Origin of the sequence: Stutzerimonas stutzeri RCH2 (genome assembly GCF_000327065.1) — a bacterium.
Taxonomy (GTDB): Bacteria; Pseudomonadota; Gammaproteobacteria; order Pseudomonadales; family Pseudomonadaceae; genus Stutzerimonas; species Stutzerimonas stutzeri_AE.
In genome coordinates this window covers 4,397,029-4,413,094 of record NC_019936.1, presented here as the reverse complement: position 1 = coordinate 4,413,094, position 16,066 = coordinate 4,397,029, and the positions used below count along the sequence as shown (strand labels likewise).

The following is a 16,066-nucleotide window of genomic DNA, read 5'->3' as shown; positions in this document are numbered from 1 at the left end:
CATCCGGCAAGGTGAATAACTCCTGCATATGTTTCGAAATATACTAGCAGTGTTCCGCTCTGCGAAATTAGCGCGCTTGGAGTCACGCCACAGTTTGTGGTTGACCCGGCATCAGCTCTGGCAACAGATGCGGCGTCCAGAGGTTGTCGGCGAAACCGCGACGGAAGAAGCCGAAGTGGCCGATCCGCGTGGCGCCGATTTCCGCTGGCGCGATGCGCTGCATGATCTTCGGCGCCGAGCTGTAGAAGCCATGCAGGGATTCGGTGTTGCGCGCCGACATCATTTCGTCGTCGCTGAAGGACAGCGAGGTCAGCGGTGTGCGTACCGCTGCGAAGGCCTGACGCACGGGCTCGCCTTCGACACCGACCAGATACTCCGGATGCAGGCACCAGCGCCGCCACTGGCGAATCACCCCAGCCGGCAGGTCGCCGACCGCCCCGATGCGAGCGCCCGGGAAGTAGCCCGCCACCGCAGTCAATACCGGCGCCAGGCCATGCCAGAGCAGCCAGGCCTTGTTGCGGATCTGCGGGCTGTTCTCGCGCCAGTAGCCGCTGCCGGCGGCGATGGTGACGATGCGGGTCAGGCGCTCATGGCCTTTGACCAGCGGCAGAATCTGCGCGCCGACGCTGTGGCCGATCCAGTACAGCGGCAATTCGCCGGCGGCTTCAGCGGCCACGGCGAGCACCGCGCTGCAGTCATGGCGCGCCCAGTCGAGGATGTCCACGTTCAACTGGCGAAGCGGCATTCGCCGCGAGCGGCCCATCCCCAGGTAATCGAAGGTCACCACCTGATAGCCGCGCTCGGCGAGCCAGTTGGCGAAGTCAGTGTAGAAGCGCTGCGGCACGCCCATCGCCGGCGCGATCAGCACGACGCCGCATGGCACGCTGCTCGGCTGATACCAGTAGCTGGACAGGGCATGGCCGTTGCCATTGTCGATGGAGCGTTCTTCAACCTGTATCGTCGCCATCTTGTTGTTCTCCGCGCTTCTGCGATTGCTGCGATCGGTGCAGTATACGAAGGGTAGAAGATAATTCTAGAAAAATATTCTAGTTCAGACTGGAGGCCGGATGGCCCGTAGTAGCCGCAAGCAGGAAATCCTTCAGGCCGCACTCGCCTGTTTCACCGAGTTCGGTGTGGAGGCGACCACCATCGAGATGATCCGCGACCGTTCCGGCGCCAGCATCGGCAGCCTCTATCACCATTTCGGCAATCGTGAGCGGATCATCGCTGCGCTGTATCTGGAAGGCATCGGCGAGTACGCCGCGCTGCTGGAAGCCGGACTGATCGAGACGCTCGATGCCGAGGCCTGCGTCCGGCTGTTCGTCACCAGCTACATCGACTGGGTGGTGGCGAACCCGGACTGGGCGCGCTTCGTCTTGCACAACCGCGGGCGGGTCGAGGCGGGGGAGATGGGCGAGCAGCTGCGCGAGGTCAATCGCACCCACGGCGAGCGGGTTGGGGCGATCCTTCGCCGCCATCGGGAAAGCGGAGCCTTTCGGCGAATGCCCGGCGACTGCTTTCTCGCGGTGGTGATCGGACCCTGCCATGACATGGCGCGCAACTGGCTGGCGGGACGTTCCCGTACCGCGCTGGCCGACTGCCGCGAGCTGCTCGCGGATATCGCCTGGGCCAGCGTCAGGGCCTGACGGTCAGACGCCGAGGCTTTCGATATCGCGGGCGAGCATTTCCAGCTGGTGGGCCAGCGAGTTCTTCAGGGTGTCCTCGCTGAGCTGGAATGACGGCGCACCGCAGGTCAGCGCCATGATGCTGCCGTCGGCCAGGTGCAGCGGCACACCGGCGGCCATCACGTTGCGGTCCCAGTCGCCGAGCGACAGGCAGAAGCCGTGCTGTACGAACTCCTCGAACGAGGCGTGCAGTGACGCCTCGATGGCGGCCCAGCCATCCCCATACTTGGCCGCCAGCGCCGCCATCAGATGCTCGCGTTCCTTTTCCGGCGTGGCGGCGAGAAAGGCGCGACCGGCGGCGGTGGTGGCCAGCGGCAGGCGCACGCCGGCGTCCATGCGCAGGGTAGTGACTTCGGCCGGGCGGCAGTTTTCCACGTAGATCATCGACAGCCGGTCGCGGCAGGTCAGGCCCACCGTGGTGTTGGTGCGGCGGGCGAATTCATCCATGTACGGCTTGGCCAGCTGGCGCACGCGCAGGTTGGATACGTAGGCGTAGCCGAGCGCCAGCACGCCGGAGTCGAGCTGGTACTTCTCCAGCTGTTGCGAATAGCTGAGGTAGCCGAGCTTGGTCAGCGTGTAGGTCATGCGCGACACGGTGGGCTTGGGCAGCCCGGTGATGCGTGCGATGTCCTGGTTGCCCATCACCACCGAGCCATGGGTAAAGGCACGCAGCACGTCCAGCCCGCGGGCGAGGGCTTCGACGAACTTGCGATCCTTGGGTGTGCCGGTGTCTTCGATGTCGTCGCTCATTGGTCTCGGTCTGTCTGGCTAGTGGGCAGCGGTGGCGAACGATAGCAGATCGCCCGATGCCGGGCAGTGCGGCCATTGGCGATCATTGCGGGAGAAAAACTGTTCCACTACTATCGGATTCGACATCAAGTTTCGCACAGTAAAACAATAAGTCATTTTGGAGAATGTCGATGTCCGCTTCCGTGCAAGGCTACGTGGCTGCCGAACTCGCCCGTGGCAGCTACCAGAACGTCCATGACCTGCTCTCTCGAGCCTGCGCGACGCATCCGCAGCGCACGGCATTTTCCTGTGGTGACGACCACCTCACGTACGCCGAGCTGGGCAGTCGTGCCGACGCCTTCGCGCGCTACCTGCGGTATCACGCGGGTCTGCAACCGGGTGACCGGCTGGCGCTACAGCTACCCAACTGCTTGCAGTATCCGATCGCCGTGTTCGGGGCGCTCAAGGCCGGGCTGGTGATCGTCAACACCAATCCGCAGTACACCGCCGCCGAAGCCCGGCATCAGTTCCACGATTCCGGCGCCAAGGCGATCCTCGTGCTCGATCGCCTGTTGCCACAGGTCCGTGCGGTGCAGGCGGACACCGCGCTGCGGCAGATCATCCTGACCAGCGTCGATGACCTGCAACAGCCAATCTACGAAAGCCAGGAGGACGGAACGCTGCGCTTCATGCAGGCGCTGCGCCTGGGCGAACAGAGATCGCCGGTGCAGCGCGAGGCAGGTCTCGACCGGCTGGCGTTGTTGCAGTACACCGGCGGTACGACTGGTGTGTCCAAGGGGGCGATGCTCACACACCGCAACCTGCTGGCCAACGTGCTGCAGACCATCGAGCTGTTCGACCAGCCTGGTCTGCTCGAGCCGGAAAAGGACGTGCGTATCGCCCCGTTGCCGCTGTATCACATCATGGCTTTCGCCACGAACTGCCTGAGTTCGGTGGGCATGGGCCTGCATACCGTATTCATCCGCGACGGGCGCAATCTGGACGAAACCATCGGTGCCATGCAGCGTCATCCGTTCAGTCTGCTCAGCGGCATCAACACGCTGTTCGTCGGGCTGATGAATCATCCGGAATTTCGCAGCATCGATTTCTCCCATCTGAAGTGGGCGACGTCCGGCGGCGCGCCGCTCAACAGTGAGGTCGGCCGCCGCTGGCAGGCGCTGACCGGCGCGCCGATTCGCGAAGGTTTCGGCCTGACCGAGGCGTCGCCGGTGGTCGCAACCGGCACTCAGCTGAGCCCCTACCGTGAAGGCTACATCGGCCAGGCGCTGATCGAGACCGAGCTGCGCACCGTGGATGACGAGGGCAACGACGTGCCGCCGGAAACGCCGGGCGAACTGTGGCTGCGTGGTCCGCAGGTCATGCAGGGCTACTGGCAACGTCCGGACGAGACGGCCAAGGTGCTCACGCCCGATGGCTGGCTGAAGACCGGCGATATCGCACTGCTGGATGTTGATGGCTTCGTGAAGATCGTCGACCGCAAGAAGGACATGATCCTGGTGTCCGGCTTCAATGTGTTCCCCAACGAGATCGAGGATGTGCTGATGCAGCATCCATCCGTGCGTGAATGCGTGGCGGTGGGCGTGCCGGATGCGCGCAAGGGCGAGGCGGTGAAGGTCTTCGTCAGCCTCAAGGACGATACGGTTGATGAGCGGGCCTTGCTCGAACATTGCCGGCAATACCTCACCGGCTACAAGATGCCGAGCTTTCTCGAGCTGCGCGACGAGCTGCCGAAGACCGCGGTCGGCAAGTTGCTGCGTCGGCAGCTGCGTGACGAGGCGCGCGCCGCTGCAAGCTGATCGCTAGCTATATATATGTACGAAGCGACGGGCGGATCTGCCGGGTCGCGCAACCCACCGGATGAGCCGGGCGAAGGGGTTCGGGTCCACGGCAGCCGGGCGGAAATATCAATCCGCGCTTGTTGCTCTGGGGGGTTTCTGATATAAAGCAGCGCTCTTTTCTAGGGGCCCGGTATCTTCGTTCGCAACGTGGCCGGTAAGACCCCCATGAAACGTGGCGCTGAGCGCCGAACTGACAAGTGAATTCAAGCGGCCAACCCATGCCGGGTTGGGCATGTGGTTTTAGAGGGCTGAGGCATGTCGAGAGTCTGTCAAGTTACCGGTAAGGGTCCGGTAACCGGGAACAACGTTTCCCACGCAAACAACAAAACCCGTCGTCGTTTCCTGCCGAACCTGCAGCATCATCGCTTCTGGGTCGAGTCGGAGAACCGCTTCGTCCGTCTGCGCCTGAGTGCCAAAGGCATGCGCATCATCGACAAGCGCGGCATTGACGTCGTTCTGTCCGAGCTGCGCGCCCGCGGCGAAAAGGTTTAAGGAGAGCAATCATGCGTGACCTGATCCGTTTGGTGTCCAGCGCCGGTACCGGCCACTTCTACACCACCGACAAGAACAAGCGCACCACCCCCGACAAGATCGAAATCAAGAAATTCGATCCGGTCGTACGCAAGCACGTTATCTACAAGGAAGCCAAGATCAAGTAATTGATCGGCCCTTGAAGAAAGAACCCGCCTCTCGGCGGGTTTTTTCGTTTTTGGTACATGGTCAGCGCCGTTCGTCACCGCTCCGGGTAATTTGACAAGAGTCATATGCTTCGGCCGGAAATTCGCTATCGTACGAGCTTTTCGTTTACCCACTTTCGGCACGAGGATGCGTAGCGCATGGCGAAGACGGACGGGCCCATCGCGGCAGACAGCAAGAGCACTTCCATCGCCCTGCAGGCGGCTTCCGAAGATATCTGGGCGCAGAAATACCGGCTCACCAGCAAGGACGGCACACCGATCGACCAGAGCGTCGATGACACCTGGCAGCGCGTCGCCCGTGCCCTGGCCGATGTCGAGCCGGCCAAGCAGCGCGAGCACTGGTATGAGCGCTTCCTCTGGGCGCTGCGTAATGGCGCCATCCCGGCCGGGCGGATCATCTCCAACGCCGGCGCGCAGGATTACAAGCCGGCCACCTCGACCATCAACTGCACTGTCTCGGGTTCGATCACCGACTCGATGGACGACATTCTCGGTAAGGTCCACGAGGCGGGCCTGACGCTCAAGGCCGGCTGCGGCATCGGCTACGAGTTCAGCACCCTGCGTCCGCGCGGCTCCTTTGTCTCGGGTGCCGGCGCGCACACCAGCGGGCCGCTGTCGTTCATGGATATCTTCGACAAGATGTGCTTCACCGTGAGCTCCGCCGGCGGCCGCCGCGGCGCGCAGATGGGCACCTTCGATGTCGGCCATCCGGACGTGCGCGAGTTCATCCGCGCCAAGCGCGAAGACGGCCGGCTGCGCCAGTTCAACCTGAGCCTGTTGATCACCGACGAATTCATGCAGGCGGTGGAAGCCGATGGCGAGTGGCCGCTCATCTTCCCGGTACACGCCAAGGAAGCCGGCGAGCTCGACCTGGCAGACGCCGAGCATGTGCTCTGGCGCGAATGGCCAGTGCATGACGGCTACATCGTGCGCGACGACGGCCTGGTCGCCTGCAAGATCTACGGGCGGGTCAAGGCGCGGCATCTGTGGGACATGATCATGGTGTCCACCTACGATTACGCCGAGCCGGGCTTCATCCTCATCGACCGCGTCAACCAGCTGAACAACAACTGGTGGTGCGAAGCGATCCGCGCCACCAACCCCTGCGGCGAGCAGCCGCTGCCGCCGTACGGCTCGTGCCTGCTGGGCTCGATCAACCTGACCAACTTCGTCATCGACCCGTTCGGCGCCGATGCGCGCTTCGACTGGGACAAGTACCGCGAAGTGGTGCGCATCTTCACCCGCATGCTGGACAACGTGGTGGAGATCAACGGCCTGCCGCTGGAGCAGCAGCGCCACGAGATCGAGAGCAAGCGCCGCCACGGCATGGGCTTCCTCGGCCTCGGCTCGACGCTGACGCTGCTCAAGCTGCGCTATGGCAGCCCGGAAGCCTGCGTGTTTACCGAGGAAGTCGCCCGCGAGATGGCGCTGGTCGGCTGGGAGCAGGCGCTGGAGCTGTCCAAGGAGAAGGGCGCAGCACCGCTGCTGAGCCAGACCTTCGAAGTCACCGCCGAGATGCTGCGCAAGCGTCCGGAGATGGCCAAGGACGGCTACAAGGTCGGTGACCAGATTGCCGGTCGCGTGCTGCACGCCAAGTATTCACGCTACATGCAGAAGATCGCCGAGTACGCACCGGAACTGATCGAGGCGCTGGCCGAACAGGGCGCGCGCTTCACCCACCACAGCTCCATCGCGCCCACCGGCACCATCAGCCTGAGCCTGGCCAACAATGCTTCTAATGGCATCGAACCGAGCTTTGCCCACCACTACTCGCGCAACCTGATCCGCCCGGGCCGCAAGGCCAAGGAGAAGATCGAGGTGTTCAGCTACGAGCTGCTGGCCTACCGCACGTTGATCAACGAGCGCGCCAAGCCGGGTTCCGACGAGCCGGGCGAGAAGCTGCCGGACTACTTCATCACCGCCGATGACGTCAGCCCGACCCAGCACGTGGACATCCAGGCCGCCGCGCAGAAGTGGGTCGACTCGTCGATCTCCAAGACCGCCAACGTGCCGACCGATTATCCGTTCGAGGCGTTCAAGGACATCTACCGCTACGCCTGGCGCCAGGGCCTCAAGGGCTGCACCACCTTCCGCTTCAACCCGGCGGCGTTCCAGGGCGTGCTGGTCAAGGAGTCCGATCTGGAGAAGACGCTGTACCGCTTCACCCTCGAGGACGGCAGCGTGGTCGAGCTCAAGGGCAACCAGGAAGTCGAGTACGACGGCGAGGTGAACACCGCCGCCAACCTGTTCGACGCCCTCAAAGAAGGCTATTACGGCAAGTACTGAACCGGACTGCCAATCGTATAAGCGCCGGGCCATCGCTGTGCCCGGCAGGAGAATCTGCACAATGACCGTAAAGATCACCCAGCGCATCAAGGGCTTCAAGGTCGTCGACGAGGCCCTCGAGCGCCCCGCGGCCGCTGCGGCCAGCATCGAGAGCAAGACGAGCAAGGCCGTCAACGTGGTGGAAATGGACGAGAGCCTGCAACGTCCGGAAACCCTCATCGGCATGACCTACAAGATCAAGTCGCCGCTGTTCGAGCACGCGCTGTACGTTACCGTGAATGACATCGTGCTCAACGCCGGCACCCCGCATGAGCAACGGCGGCCGTTCGAGATCTTCATCAATTCGAAGAACATGGACCACTTCCAGTGGATCGTTGCGCTTACCCGCATCATGTCCGCGGTGTTCCGCAAGGGCGGCGACTGCACTTTCCTCGTCGAGGAGCTGAAGGCGGTGTTCGACCCGCGCGGCGGCTATCTGAAGAAGGGTGGCGTCTACATGCCGTCGATCGTGGCCGAGATCGGCGCGGTGCTGGAGCGCCATCTGATCGCCATCGGCATGCTTGAAGGCCATGCGCTGGACGAAACCCAGCTCAAGTACCTGGCCGAAAAGCGCGCCGCCTACGAAGCCAGCCAGGGTGCGGTGGCTGTCGAGCCGGGCGAGGGCTTTCCGGCCGGCGCGCAGCTGTGCAACAAGTGCAACACCCAGGCCGTGGTGCAGATGGACGGCTGCGCTACCTGTCTGAACTGCGGCAACTCCAAGTGCGGCTAAACGGCTTGCGCTGATTTCGCCTGCTGCTCGTCAGGCCCGCTTTACCCGGCGGGCCTGGCTCTGCTAGCTTTGGGCCTGTATACAGCTTTCCGGTTTTTGGCCAAATGTCTTCCACTGCTCACAGCCTGTTCCCCATGAAGCCAGCCGATCTCGGCGCGGCCCGGCTGTGCGCAATCGCTCCACCTCCCTCTGTCGTTGCCGATCTGGCAATCGCGCCACCACCTCCGCAGGCGGTTGCGCTGGGCTGATCCGCCCACATTTCGCAGCTCCGGTTTTCGCTTCCGATCCTTCCGGGTCGGTGCGCGCACGCTTTCGGCGTTCGCTGGAGCCTGTTTGGCTTCGACAGGTAATCACTGATGACTTTCAACAAATCGTTGTGGACGTCCTATGGCGTCATGACTGTGTTCGTCCTGCTGTGGGGCAGTGCGGCCATCTTCACCCGCTGGGGACTGGACCACGGCACGCCCTTCGCCCTGCTGATCGTGCGCTTTGCTCTGGCGCTGACTGCGGTTCTGCTTATCGGCCTCTATCGTAGACGCTGGCGGCCAGCGCCCGGCACTGCTTGGCAGACGGCGGCGACCGGGCTGCTGATGATCGGCTGTTATTCGATCTGCTATTTCCAGGCCATGGCCCATGGCGTGACCCCAGGCGTGATCGCGACGCTGCTCGGCGTGCAGCCGATTCTCACCCTGCTGCTTCTCGAAAGGCGCTTCTCGCCGCTGCGCCTGCTCGGATTGCTGGTGGCACTGGCCGGGCTGGCCGCGGTGGTCTTTCAGAGTCTGGTACTGGTGCGTTTCTCGCTCGCCGGGATGCTCTTCGCCCTCGGCGCGCTGCTGTGCATGACCGTGGGTGCGATCCTGCAGCAACGTGTTCGCCAGAGCCCGCTGGAGGTCATGCCGCTGCAGTACGCGGTCAGCCTGCTGCTATGCCTGGCGTTCGTGCCGTTGCAGCCGATCCAGCTGGAAGCGGTGACAGGCTTCATCATTCCGGTGCTGTGGCTGGGCCTGGTGATCTCGGTGGCGGCGCAACTGCTGCTGTACCGCATGATCCAGACCGGCAATCTGGTCAATGTCACCAGCCTGTTCTACCTGGTGCCGGTGGTGACCGTGGGGATGGATTACCTGTTCCTCGGCAATCAGCTGTCGCGCATCGGACTGCTCGGGATGGGCGCGATTCTGCTGGGGCTGGCGCTGGTGTTCAGGGCCGCGCCGCAGCCGCATCGCGGATGAGTAAAGGCCGGGCGGTTGCCGCCCGGCCTTTCGGCAGCTTCAGCTGACCACGCGGTAGCACGGCGTGTAGGGCACCCCGCCGGGCAGCTTCATGCGGTGCTGCTCGACGAAGGCCTGCAGCAGCTTGTCCAGCGGCTGCATGATCGCCGCGTCGCCGTGGATCTCGTAACGGCCGTACTGCTCGATGCGGCGGATGCCCTTGTCCTTGACGTTGCCGGCGACGATGCCGGAGAACGCGCGGCGCAGATTGGCGGCGAGTTCGTGCGGTGGCAGGTCGCGGCGCAGCGGCAGGCTGGCCATGGCCTCGTGGGTCGGGTCGAAGGGGCGCTGGAAGCCTTCCTCGATCTTCAGCAACCAGTTGAAGTGGAACGCATCGTTGCGCTCGCGGCGGAAGCGGCGGACTTCGCGCAATCCTTCGGTCATCTGCCGGGCCACTTCGGTGGGGTCGTTGAAGACGATCTGGTAGCGCTTCTGCGCTTCTTCGCCAAGGGTCGCGCCGACGAAATCGTGCAGCTGCTGCAGATAGTCTGCGGCATCGCTCGGGCCGGTGAGGATGACCGGGAAGGGCACGTCGCAATTGGCCGGGTGCAGCAGGATGCCGAGCAGGTAGAGGAATTCCTCGGCCGTGCCGACGCCGCCGGGGAAGATGATGATGCCGTGACCGACACGGACGAAGGCTTCCAGGCGTTTCTCGATGTCCGGCAGGATGACCAGTTCGTTGACGATCGGGTTCGGTGCCTCGGCGGCGATGATGCCGGGCTCGGTCAGGCCCAGATAGCGGCTGCCGTTGCGGCGCTGCTTGGCATGGGCGATGGTGGCGCCTTTCATCGGGCCCTTCATCACACCCGGGCCGCAGCCGGTACAGACGTCCAGGCTGCGCAGGCCGAGCTCATGGCCGACGCGCTTGCTGTACTTGTATTCCTCAGTGCTGATCGAGTGACCGCCCCAGCACACCACCATGTTCGGCTCGATGCCAGGGCGCAGCGTGCGGGCGTTGCGCAGCAGGTGGAACACATAATCGGTGATGCCCTGCGAAGTGCTCAGATCGATGCGTGCGCTGCTTAGCTCGCTTTCGGTATAGACAATGTCGCGCAGGGCGCTGAAGAGCATCTCGCGGGTGCTGGCGATCATCTCGCCATCGACGAAGGCATCGGCCGGCGCGTTGAACAGCTCCAGGCGTACGCCGCGATCCTGCTGCAGGATGCGCACCTCGAAGTCCTCGTAAGCTTCGAGGATGGTCTTGGCGTTGTCGATGCGCGTGCCGGTGTTGAGGATCGCCAGGGCACACTGGCGGAACAGCTTGTGCGTGCTGCCGGAGCCGACTTCGCTCAGTTGCTGTACTTCGCGTTGCGAGAGGGTTTCCAGGCTGCCTTTGGGGCTAACCGAGGCGTTGATTACGTTGCGTTGGGTCATTCGTCGTTCCCTGAAATACCGCCGTTTCGGCCGCATTGCGATGGTGAGCCCGCGGGGGAAATCCCGGGGCCGCCGGTTCAAGGCGTGTCGAAGACGCTGGCTTCGCAAGAGCTCGTGAACGCGGCAGGGTAAAGGTGCGCCATCTTACCTGCCATCGTGGAACGCAGGCTGGCGCTCGATCGTGCATTGCATCCGCGGATGGCCGGCAGCGTTCGCTCTGGCCGCAGGGCCGCGGCTGTCAGAATGCAAAAGGTAAGACACTCTGTGGGTGCTGGCGTGCGGAGAGCAGCCGATGAAATTCGTCGGGATCTTTCACCTGCACGTCCGTCTTGCCTTCGTGACGCTGCGCCGCGATCAGCCGGGAAAGCCAAAAGCGCACGCAGGCCACGCGCAGCATCGGCTGCCAGAGTTCGGCTTCGGCCGGGGTGAAGCGGCGCAGTGCGGAGTAGGCCGCCAGCAAGGGTTCGCTGCGCTCGCCGTCGATCTCGCCGTTGGGGTGCGAGCACCAGTCATTCACCGCAATGGCCAGGTCGTAGAGCATCGGCCCGGAGCAGGCGTTGTAGAAGTCGATCACGCCAGTCAGGTGGCTGCCTTCGAACAGCACGTTGTCGCGGAACAGATCGGCATGCAGGTTGGCGCGCGGCAGGGCGAGGAGTTTCGGCCGTAGCTCGGCGATTTCCGCCAGGCCATCGCGCAACAGTGGCAGCTGGTCCTCGGACAGGCTCAGTGCCAGGCTCGGCCCCTGTTCCTGCATCCAGTCCAGGCCGCGGTCGCTGGCGCGCTCGAGGATGTGTTCGCGAGTGGCCAGGTGCAGCCGCGCCAGCAGCCGGCCGACTTCGGCGCACTGGTGTGGATTGGGCTCCACCACATGCTTGCCCGGCAGGCGCGGTTGCAGCAAAGCGGGCTTCTCCGCCAGTTCGCGCAGTGCGTCGCCATCCTCGCTGCGCAGCGCGTAGGGCACCGGCAGGCCGGCGCGGTGCAGCACGTCGAGCAGCTCGATGAAGAACGGCAAATCCTGGCGCGGGCCGCGCTCGATCAGGGTCAGCACATATTCGCCCTGTTCGAGGCTGACGAAGAAATTGCTGTTCTCGCTGCCTGCGACGATGCCCTGGAAGTCGCGCAGCCGGCCGAGCCGGTACGGCGCCAGGAAGGCTTCCAGTTCATCGCGTTGCAGGGGCGTGAATACCGACATGCTGTGCTCCTGGTGACTGATGGATTACCAGCTGAAGATCTTCCAGGAGGGGATCAGCATGTCCGGCTGATCGGCGCGGACGAAGTTGCCGTCGTTGCCGTCTGCGCGCACCAGGAAATACGGCTTGCCGTGCTTGGGCGTGACTTTCACGGCATAGAGGAAGCCATTGACGCGGTATTCCTCGACAGTGCGATCGCCTTCCTGACGGATGGTTACGTCGGGCTCGCCGTCGACCGATTCCTGGGCGAAACCGGCCAGGGGAGCGCACGCCAGCAGGCTGGCCAGCATCAGGTGTTTGAGAGCGCGCATGGTAACCTTGTCCCTTTGTCGATAAGTGGTCCTTGGCATTCTAGCTCCGGGCCCGCCGAAAAGGTTGATTCCGCTCATGAGCCAAGCTCCCCTCATCCTGGTGGACGGTTCGTCCTACCTCTATCGCGCCTTTCATGCCCTGCCTCCATTGACCACCTCCACCGGCAAGCCGACCGGCGCGGTCAAGGGTGTGCTGAACATGTTGCTCAGCCTGCGCCGGCAGTATCCGGACAGCCCGTTCGCCGTGGTTTTCGACGCCAAGGGGCCGACCTTTCGCGACGCGCTGTTCGAGAACTACAAGTCGCACCGCCCGCCGATGCCGGATGATCTGCGCTCGCAGGTCGAGCCGCTGCACGCCAGCGTTCGCGCCCTCGGCATGCCGCTGCTGTGCGTGGAAGGGGTCGAGGCCGACGACGTCATCGGCACCCTGGCCCGGCAGTGCGCGGCGCTGGGCCGCGATGTGGTGATCTCCACCGGCGACAAGGACATGGCCCAGCTGGTCTGCCCGCACGTCACCCTGGTCAACACCATGACCGGCAGCGTCTATGACATCGAAGGCGTGAAGACCAAGTTCGGCGTTGGCCCGGAGCTGATCATCGATTTCCTCGCGCTGATGGGCGACAAGGTCGACAACATTCCTGGCGTGCCAGGCGTGGGCGAGAAGACGGCATGTGGCCTGCTCAACGGCATCCCAGGCGGCCTCAAGGGGCTTTACGACAACCTCGACCAGGTCGCCGGCCTGCCGATCCGCGGCGCCAAGTCACTGGGTGCCAAGCTCGCCGAACACCGCGATGCCGCCTTCATGTCCTACGAGCTGGCGACGATCAAGATCGACGTGCCGCTGGATGTCGAGGTCGGCGACCTGATGCCCGGCGAGCCGCACCGCGAGGCGCTGATTGCGCTGTACCGCGAGCTGGAATTCAAGAACTGGCTGGACGACCTGCTGCGCGAGGCCAAGGCCGCGGGCGAGAACTGTGAGGTGCAGCCCGAAGGCTGCTCGATCCAGGCCGAGGCACAGTACGAAACCCTGCTGGAGCAGGCTGATTTCGAGCGTTGGTTGGATCGCCTGAAGACAGCCGAATGCTTCGCCTTCGATACCGAAACCACCAGCATCGATGCCCAGCGTGCCGAGCTGGTTGGCGTGTCCTTCGCCATCGAGCCGGGCCAGGCGGCCTACGTGCCGCTGCGTCATTCCTATATGGGGGTGCCGCAGCAGCTCGAGCTGGATGCCGTGCTCGCCGCGCTCAAGCCGCTGCTGGAAGATCCGGCGAAGACCAAGATCTGCCAGCACGGCAAGTACGACATGAACGTGCTGATGCATTACGGCATCGAGATGCGCGGCATGACCTTCGACACCATGCTCGAATCCTATGTGCTCGACGCCACCGCCACCCGCCACGACATGGACAGCCTGGCGCTCAAGTATCTCGGCCGCGGCACCATCCGTTTTGAGGACATCGCCGGCAAGGGCGCCAAGCAGCTGACCTTCGACCAGATCGCCATCGAGCAGGCCGGCCCCTACGCCGCCGAGGACGCCGATGTCACCCTGCGCCTGCACCAGACGTTGCTCGGCAAGCTGGAGCAGACGCCATCGCTGCTCAAGGTGCTGACCGAGATCGAGATGCCGCTGGTGCCGGTGCTGGCGCGCATCGAGCGCAACGGCGCGCTGGTCGATGCGCAGCTGCTCGGCCAGCAGAGCGTCGAACTGGGCGACAAGCTGGTGCAGCTGGAACGCGAGGCCTTCGAGATTGCCGGCGAGGAGTTCAACCTCGGCTCGCCCAAGCAGCTCTGCGCGATCCTCTACGACAAGCTCGGTTGCCCGGTGATTTCCAAGACCGCCGGCGGCCAGCCGTCTACCGCGGAAAGCGTGCTGGCCGAACTGGCCGAGCAGGATTACCCGCTGCCCAAGGTGATCATGCAGCACCGCAGCCTGAGCAAGCTTAAGGGCACCTACACCGACAAGCTGCCGCAGCAGATCAACCCGCGTACCGGGCGCATCCACACCAGCTACCATCAGGCGGTAACCGCCACCGGCCGGCTGTCCTCCAGCGACCCGAACCTGCAGAACATCCCGATCCGCACCGCCGAGGGGCGGCGCATTCGCCAGGCTTTCGTCGCAGCGCCGGGCTACAAGCTGCTGGCTGCCGACTACTCGCAGATCGAGCTGCGCATCATGGCCCACCTGGCACAGGATGCCGGCCTGTTGCACGCCTTCCAGAACGACCTCGACGTGCACCGCGCCACCGCCGCCGAGGTGTTCGGTGTACCGCTGGAGCAGGTCAGCAACGACCAGCGCCGCAGCGCGAAGGCGATCAACTTCGGCCTGATCTACGGCATGAGCGCCTTCGGCCTGGCCAAGCAGATTGACGTTGGCCGCAAGGAAGCGCAGGAGTACATCGACCGCTATTTCGCCCGCTATCCCGGCGTGCTCGCCTATATGGAGCGCACCCGTACCCAGGCCGCCGAGCAGGGCTATGTTGAAACGCTGTTCGGCCGTCGGCTGTACCTGCCGGAGATCAATTCGAAGAACGGCGCCATGCGCAAGGGCGCCGAGCGCACCGCGATCAACGCGCCGATGCAGGGCACCGCAGCGGACATCATCAAGCGCGCCATGATCGCCGTGGACGGCTGGCTGCAGGACAGCGGGCTAGATGCACGGGTGATCCTGCAGGTCCACGATGAATTGGTGCTGGAAGTGCGCGAAGACCTGGTCGAGCAGGTCCGCGAAGCCATCTGCCCGCTGATGAGCGGTGCCGCCCAGCTGGACGTGCCGCTGCTGGTCGAAGCAGGCGTTGGCAATAACTGGGACGAGGCGCACTGACCGATCTGCCGAAAAATGTCGCTAGTCGACGAAATTTTTCGTCCGCGTTGAACTTTCTCTGCAACGATTCGGTCAGAGCATGCGAAGGGTGTAAAAGCCCTTCGATGCTCCTTGTTGTGTTAAGTGTTGGCAGATCTCTGGACCCCGCCCTAGCGGTCCGGATTTGGACCTCGAACTTCCCCCTCCCCCAATGAAGTTCGAGGTTTTTTTTGCCTGCAGAAAAGTGGCGTGGACGCCGCGGCAGCGACAATGACCTGCGCAGTTTCTTGCGCAGGCCTTCTGTGGATAACCTTGTGGGTAAGCTGTTCGCAGTGCGATCAGCCGCGCGTTGCGGCAGTGTTGCGCAACTTGTTGCCGCGGCTGCGCAGGAACTTGCGCAGCTTTCTGTGTTAGCGATCACTTCTGCTAGTCGGGCTGCATGCTGTTAATTTCATATCTATTTGAAAAATAAGAGGTTTTGTTATCTGGCACGCTGCTTGTTGTTATGAGATGGCCATTCGGCACTCATATCAGACAAGGAGAGCACCCATGCCAACACCCGCGTATCTGTCCCTCGAAGGCACCAAGCAAGGCCTGATCACCGCCGGCACCTTCACCGAGGACTCGGTTGGCAACATCTTCCAGGAAGGCCATGAGGACCAGATCCTGGTGCAGGCCTTCCAGCATCAGGTCATCATTCCGCGTGACCCGCAGTCTGGCCAGCCGACAGGCCAGCGCGTGCACAAGCCACTGATGATTACCAAGGTGTTCGACAAGTCGTCGCCGCTGATCTTCAACGCCCTGACTTCCGGCGAGCGCCTGAACAAGTGCCGTCTGGAGTGGTACCGCACCTCGTCCACCGGCACCCAGGAACACTACTTCACCATCGAGCTGGAAGATGCGGTGATCGTCGACGTGCAGTCGCGCATGCCCAACTGCCAGGACCCGAACATGTCCCACTTCACCCATCTGGAAGACGTGTACTTCACCTACCGCAAGATCGTTTGGACCCACGAGGTTTCCGGCACCTCCGGCTCCGACGACTGGCGCACCCCTATCGCCGGCTGATTCGCCGCGGTCCCGCTTCGGCCAGGCTC

The 16,066-nt window shown here is 63.5% G+C and carries 14 protein-coding genes; 9 read left to right on the top strand and 5 right to left on the bottom strand.

The window, feature by feature from the left end; genetic code table 11:
- Positions 1 to 82: 82 nt before the first annotated feature.
- Positions 83 to 967, bottom strand: a complete 885-nt coding sequence (locus PSEST_RS20630; protein WP_015278856.1) for an alpha/beta fold hydrolase — start codon at positions 965 to 967, stop codon at positions 83 to 85.
- A gap of 100 nt (positions 968 to 1,067) precedes the next feature.
- On the opposite strand from PSEST_RS20630, the gene PSEST_RS20625 reads away from it, so the two are divergent.
- Positions 1,068 to 1,646 carry a TetR/AcrR family transcriptional regulator gene (locus tag PSEST_RS20625; RefSeq protein WP_015278855.1) on the top strand — a complete coding sequence of 193 codons (579 nt, stop codon included), beginning with the start codon at positions 1,068 to 1,070 and terminating at the stop codon, positions 1,644 to 1,646.
- Between the two features lie 3 nt (positions 1,647 to 1,649).
- On the opposite strand, the gene PSEST_RS20620 is transcribed toward PSEST_RS20625, so the two are convergent.
- Positions 1,650 to 2,435 carry an IclR family transcriptional regulator gene (locus PSEST_RS20620; protein ID WP_015278854.1) on the bottom strand — a complete coding sequence of 262 codons (786 nt, stop codon included), beginning with the start codon at positions 2,433 to 2,435 and terminating at the stop codon, positions 1,650 to 1,652.
- Between the two features lie 170 nt (positions 2,436 to 2,605).
- On the opposite strand from PSEST_RS20620, the gene PSEST_RS20615 reads away from it, so the two are divergent.
- The 6 genes from PSEST_RS20615 to PSEST_RS20590 all read left to right on the top strand — a co-directional run bounded on the left by PSEST_RS20615 (position 2,606) and on the right by PSEST_RS20590 (position 9,255).
- Entirely contained in the window at positions 2,606 to 4,231 is a 1,626-nt protein-coding gene (locus PSEST_RS20615) for an AMP-binding protein (protein ID WP_015278853.1), read from the top strand.
- Positions 4,232 to 4,528: 297 nt separating this feature from the next.
- Positions 4,529 to 4,765 (top strand): 50S ribosomal protein L28, encoded by a 237-nt coding sequence (gene rpmB / locus PSEST_RS20610; protein ID WP_015278852.1) that lies wholly within the window; start codon positions 4,529 to 4,531, stop codon positions 4,763 to 4,765.
- 11 nt (positions 4,766 to 4,776) lie between these two features.
- Positions 4,777 to 4,932 carry a 50S ribosomal protein L33 gene (gene rpmG, locus PSEST_RS20605; protein ID WP_003284185.1) on the top strand — a complete coding sequence of 52 codons (156 nt, stop codon included), beginning with the start codon at positions 4,777 to 4,779 and terminating at the stop codon, positions 4,930 to 4,932.
- A gap of 177 nt (positions 4,933 to 5,109) precedes the next feature.
- Positions 5,110 to 7,257 (top strand): adenosylcobalamin-dependent ribonucleoside-diphosphate reductase, encoded by a 2,148-nt coding sequence (locus PSEST_RS20600; RefSeq protein ID WP_015278851.1) that lies wholly within the window; start codon positions 5,110 to 5,112, stop codon positions 7,255 to 7,257.
- 61 nt (positions 7,258 to 7,318) lie between these two features.
- Positions 7,319 to 8,026, top strand: coding sequence for a hypothetical protein (locus PSEST_RS20595; protein ID WP_015278850.1), 708 nt, complete (start codon positions 7,319 to 7,321; stop codon positions 8,024 to 8,026).
- A gap of 356 nt (positions 8,027 to 8,382) precedes the next feature.
- On the top strand, positions 8,383 to 9,255 hold the full coding sequence (locus PSEST_RS20590; protein ID WP_015278849.1) for a DMT family transporter: 873 nt from the start codon (positions 8,383 to 8,385) through the stop codon (positions 9,253 to 9,255).
- A 39-nt stretch (positions 9,256 to 9,294) separates the two neighbouring features.
- Here PSEST_RS20590 and ppnN read toward each other — a convergent pair whose 3' ends face one another.
- The 3 genes from ppnN to PSEST_RS20575 all read right to left on the bottom strand — a co-directional run bounded on the left by ppnN (position 9,295) and on the right by PSEST_RS20575 (position 12,169).
- Positions 9,295 to 10,668: a nucleotide 5'-monophosphate nucleosidase PpnN gene (gene ppnN, locus PSEST_RS20585; RefSeq protein ID WP_015278848.1), complete on the bottom strand. Its 1,374-nt coding sequence runs from the start codon at positions 10,666 to 10,668 to the stop codon at positions 9,295 to 9,297.
- Between the two features lie 238 nt (positions 10,669 to 10,906).
- Positions 10,907 to 11,860: a homoserine kinase gene (locus PSEST_RS20580; RefSeq protein ID WP_015278847.1), complete on the bottom strand. Its 954-nt coding sequence runs from the start codon at positions 11,858 to 11,860 to the stop codon at positions 10,907 to 10,909.
- Positions 11,861 to 11,884: 24 nt separating this feature from the next.
- On the bottom strand, positions 11,885 to 12,169 hold the full coding sequence (locus PSEST_RS20575; protein ID WP_015278846.1) for a DUF2782 domain-containing protein: 285 nt from the start codon (positions 12,167 to 12,169) through the stop codon (positions 11,885 to 11,887).
- A gap of 76 nt (positions 12,170 to 12,245) precedes the next feature.
- On the opposite strand from PSEST_RS20575, the gene polA reads away from it, so the two are divergent.
- Together polA and PSEST_RS20565 are read left to right on the top strand one after the other, a co-directional pair.
- Entirely contained in the window at positions 12,246 to 14,990 is a 2,745-nt protein-coding gene (polA, locus tag PSEST_RS20570) for a DNA polymerase I (protein ID WP_015278845.1), read from the top strand.
- 528 nt (positions 14,991 to 15,518) lie between these two features.
- A complete protein-coding gene (locus tag PSEST_RS20565; RefSeq protein WP_003286458.1) occupies positions 15,519 to 16,037 on the top strand; it encodes an Hcp family type VI secretion system effector in 519 nt (172 codons plus the stop codon).
- The last annotated feature ends 29 nt before the right edge of the window (positions 16,038 to 16,066 follow it).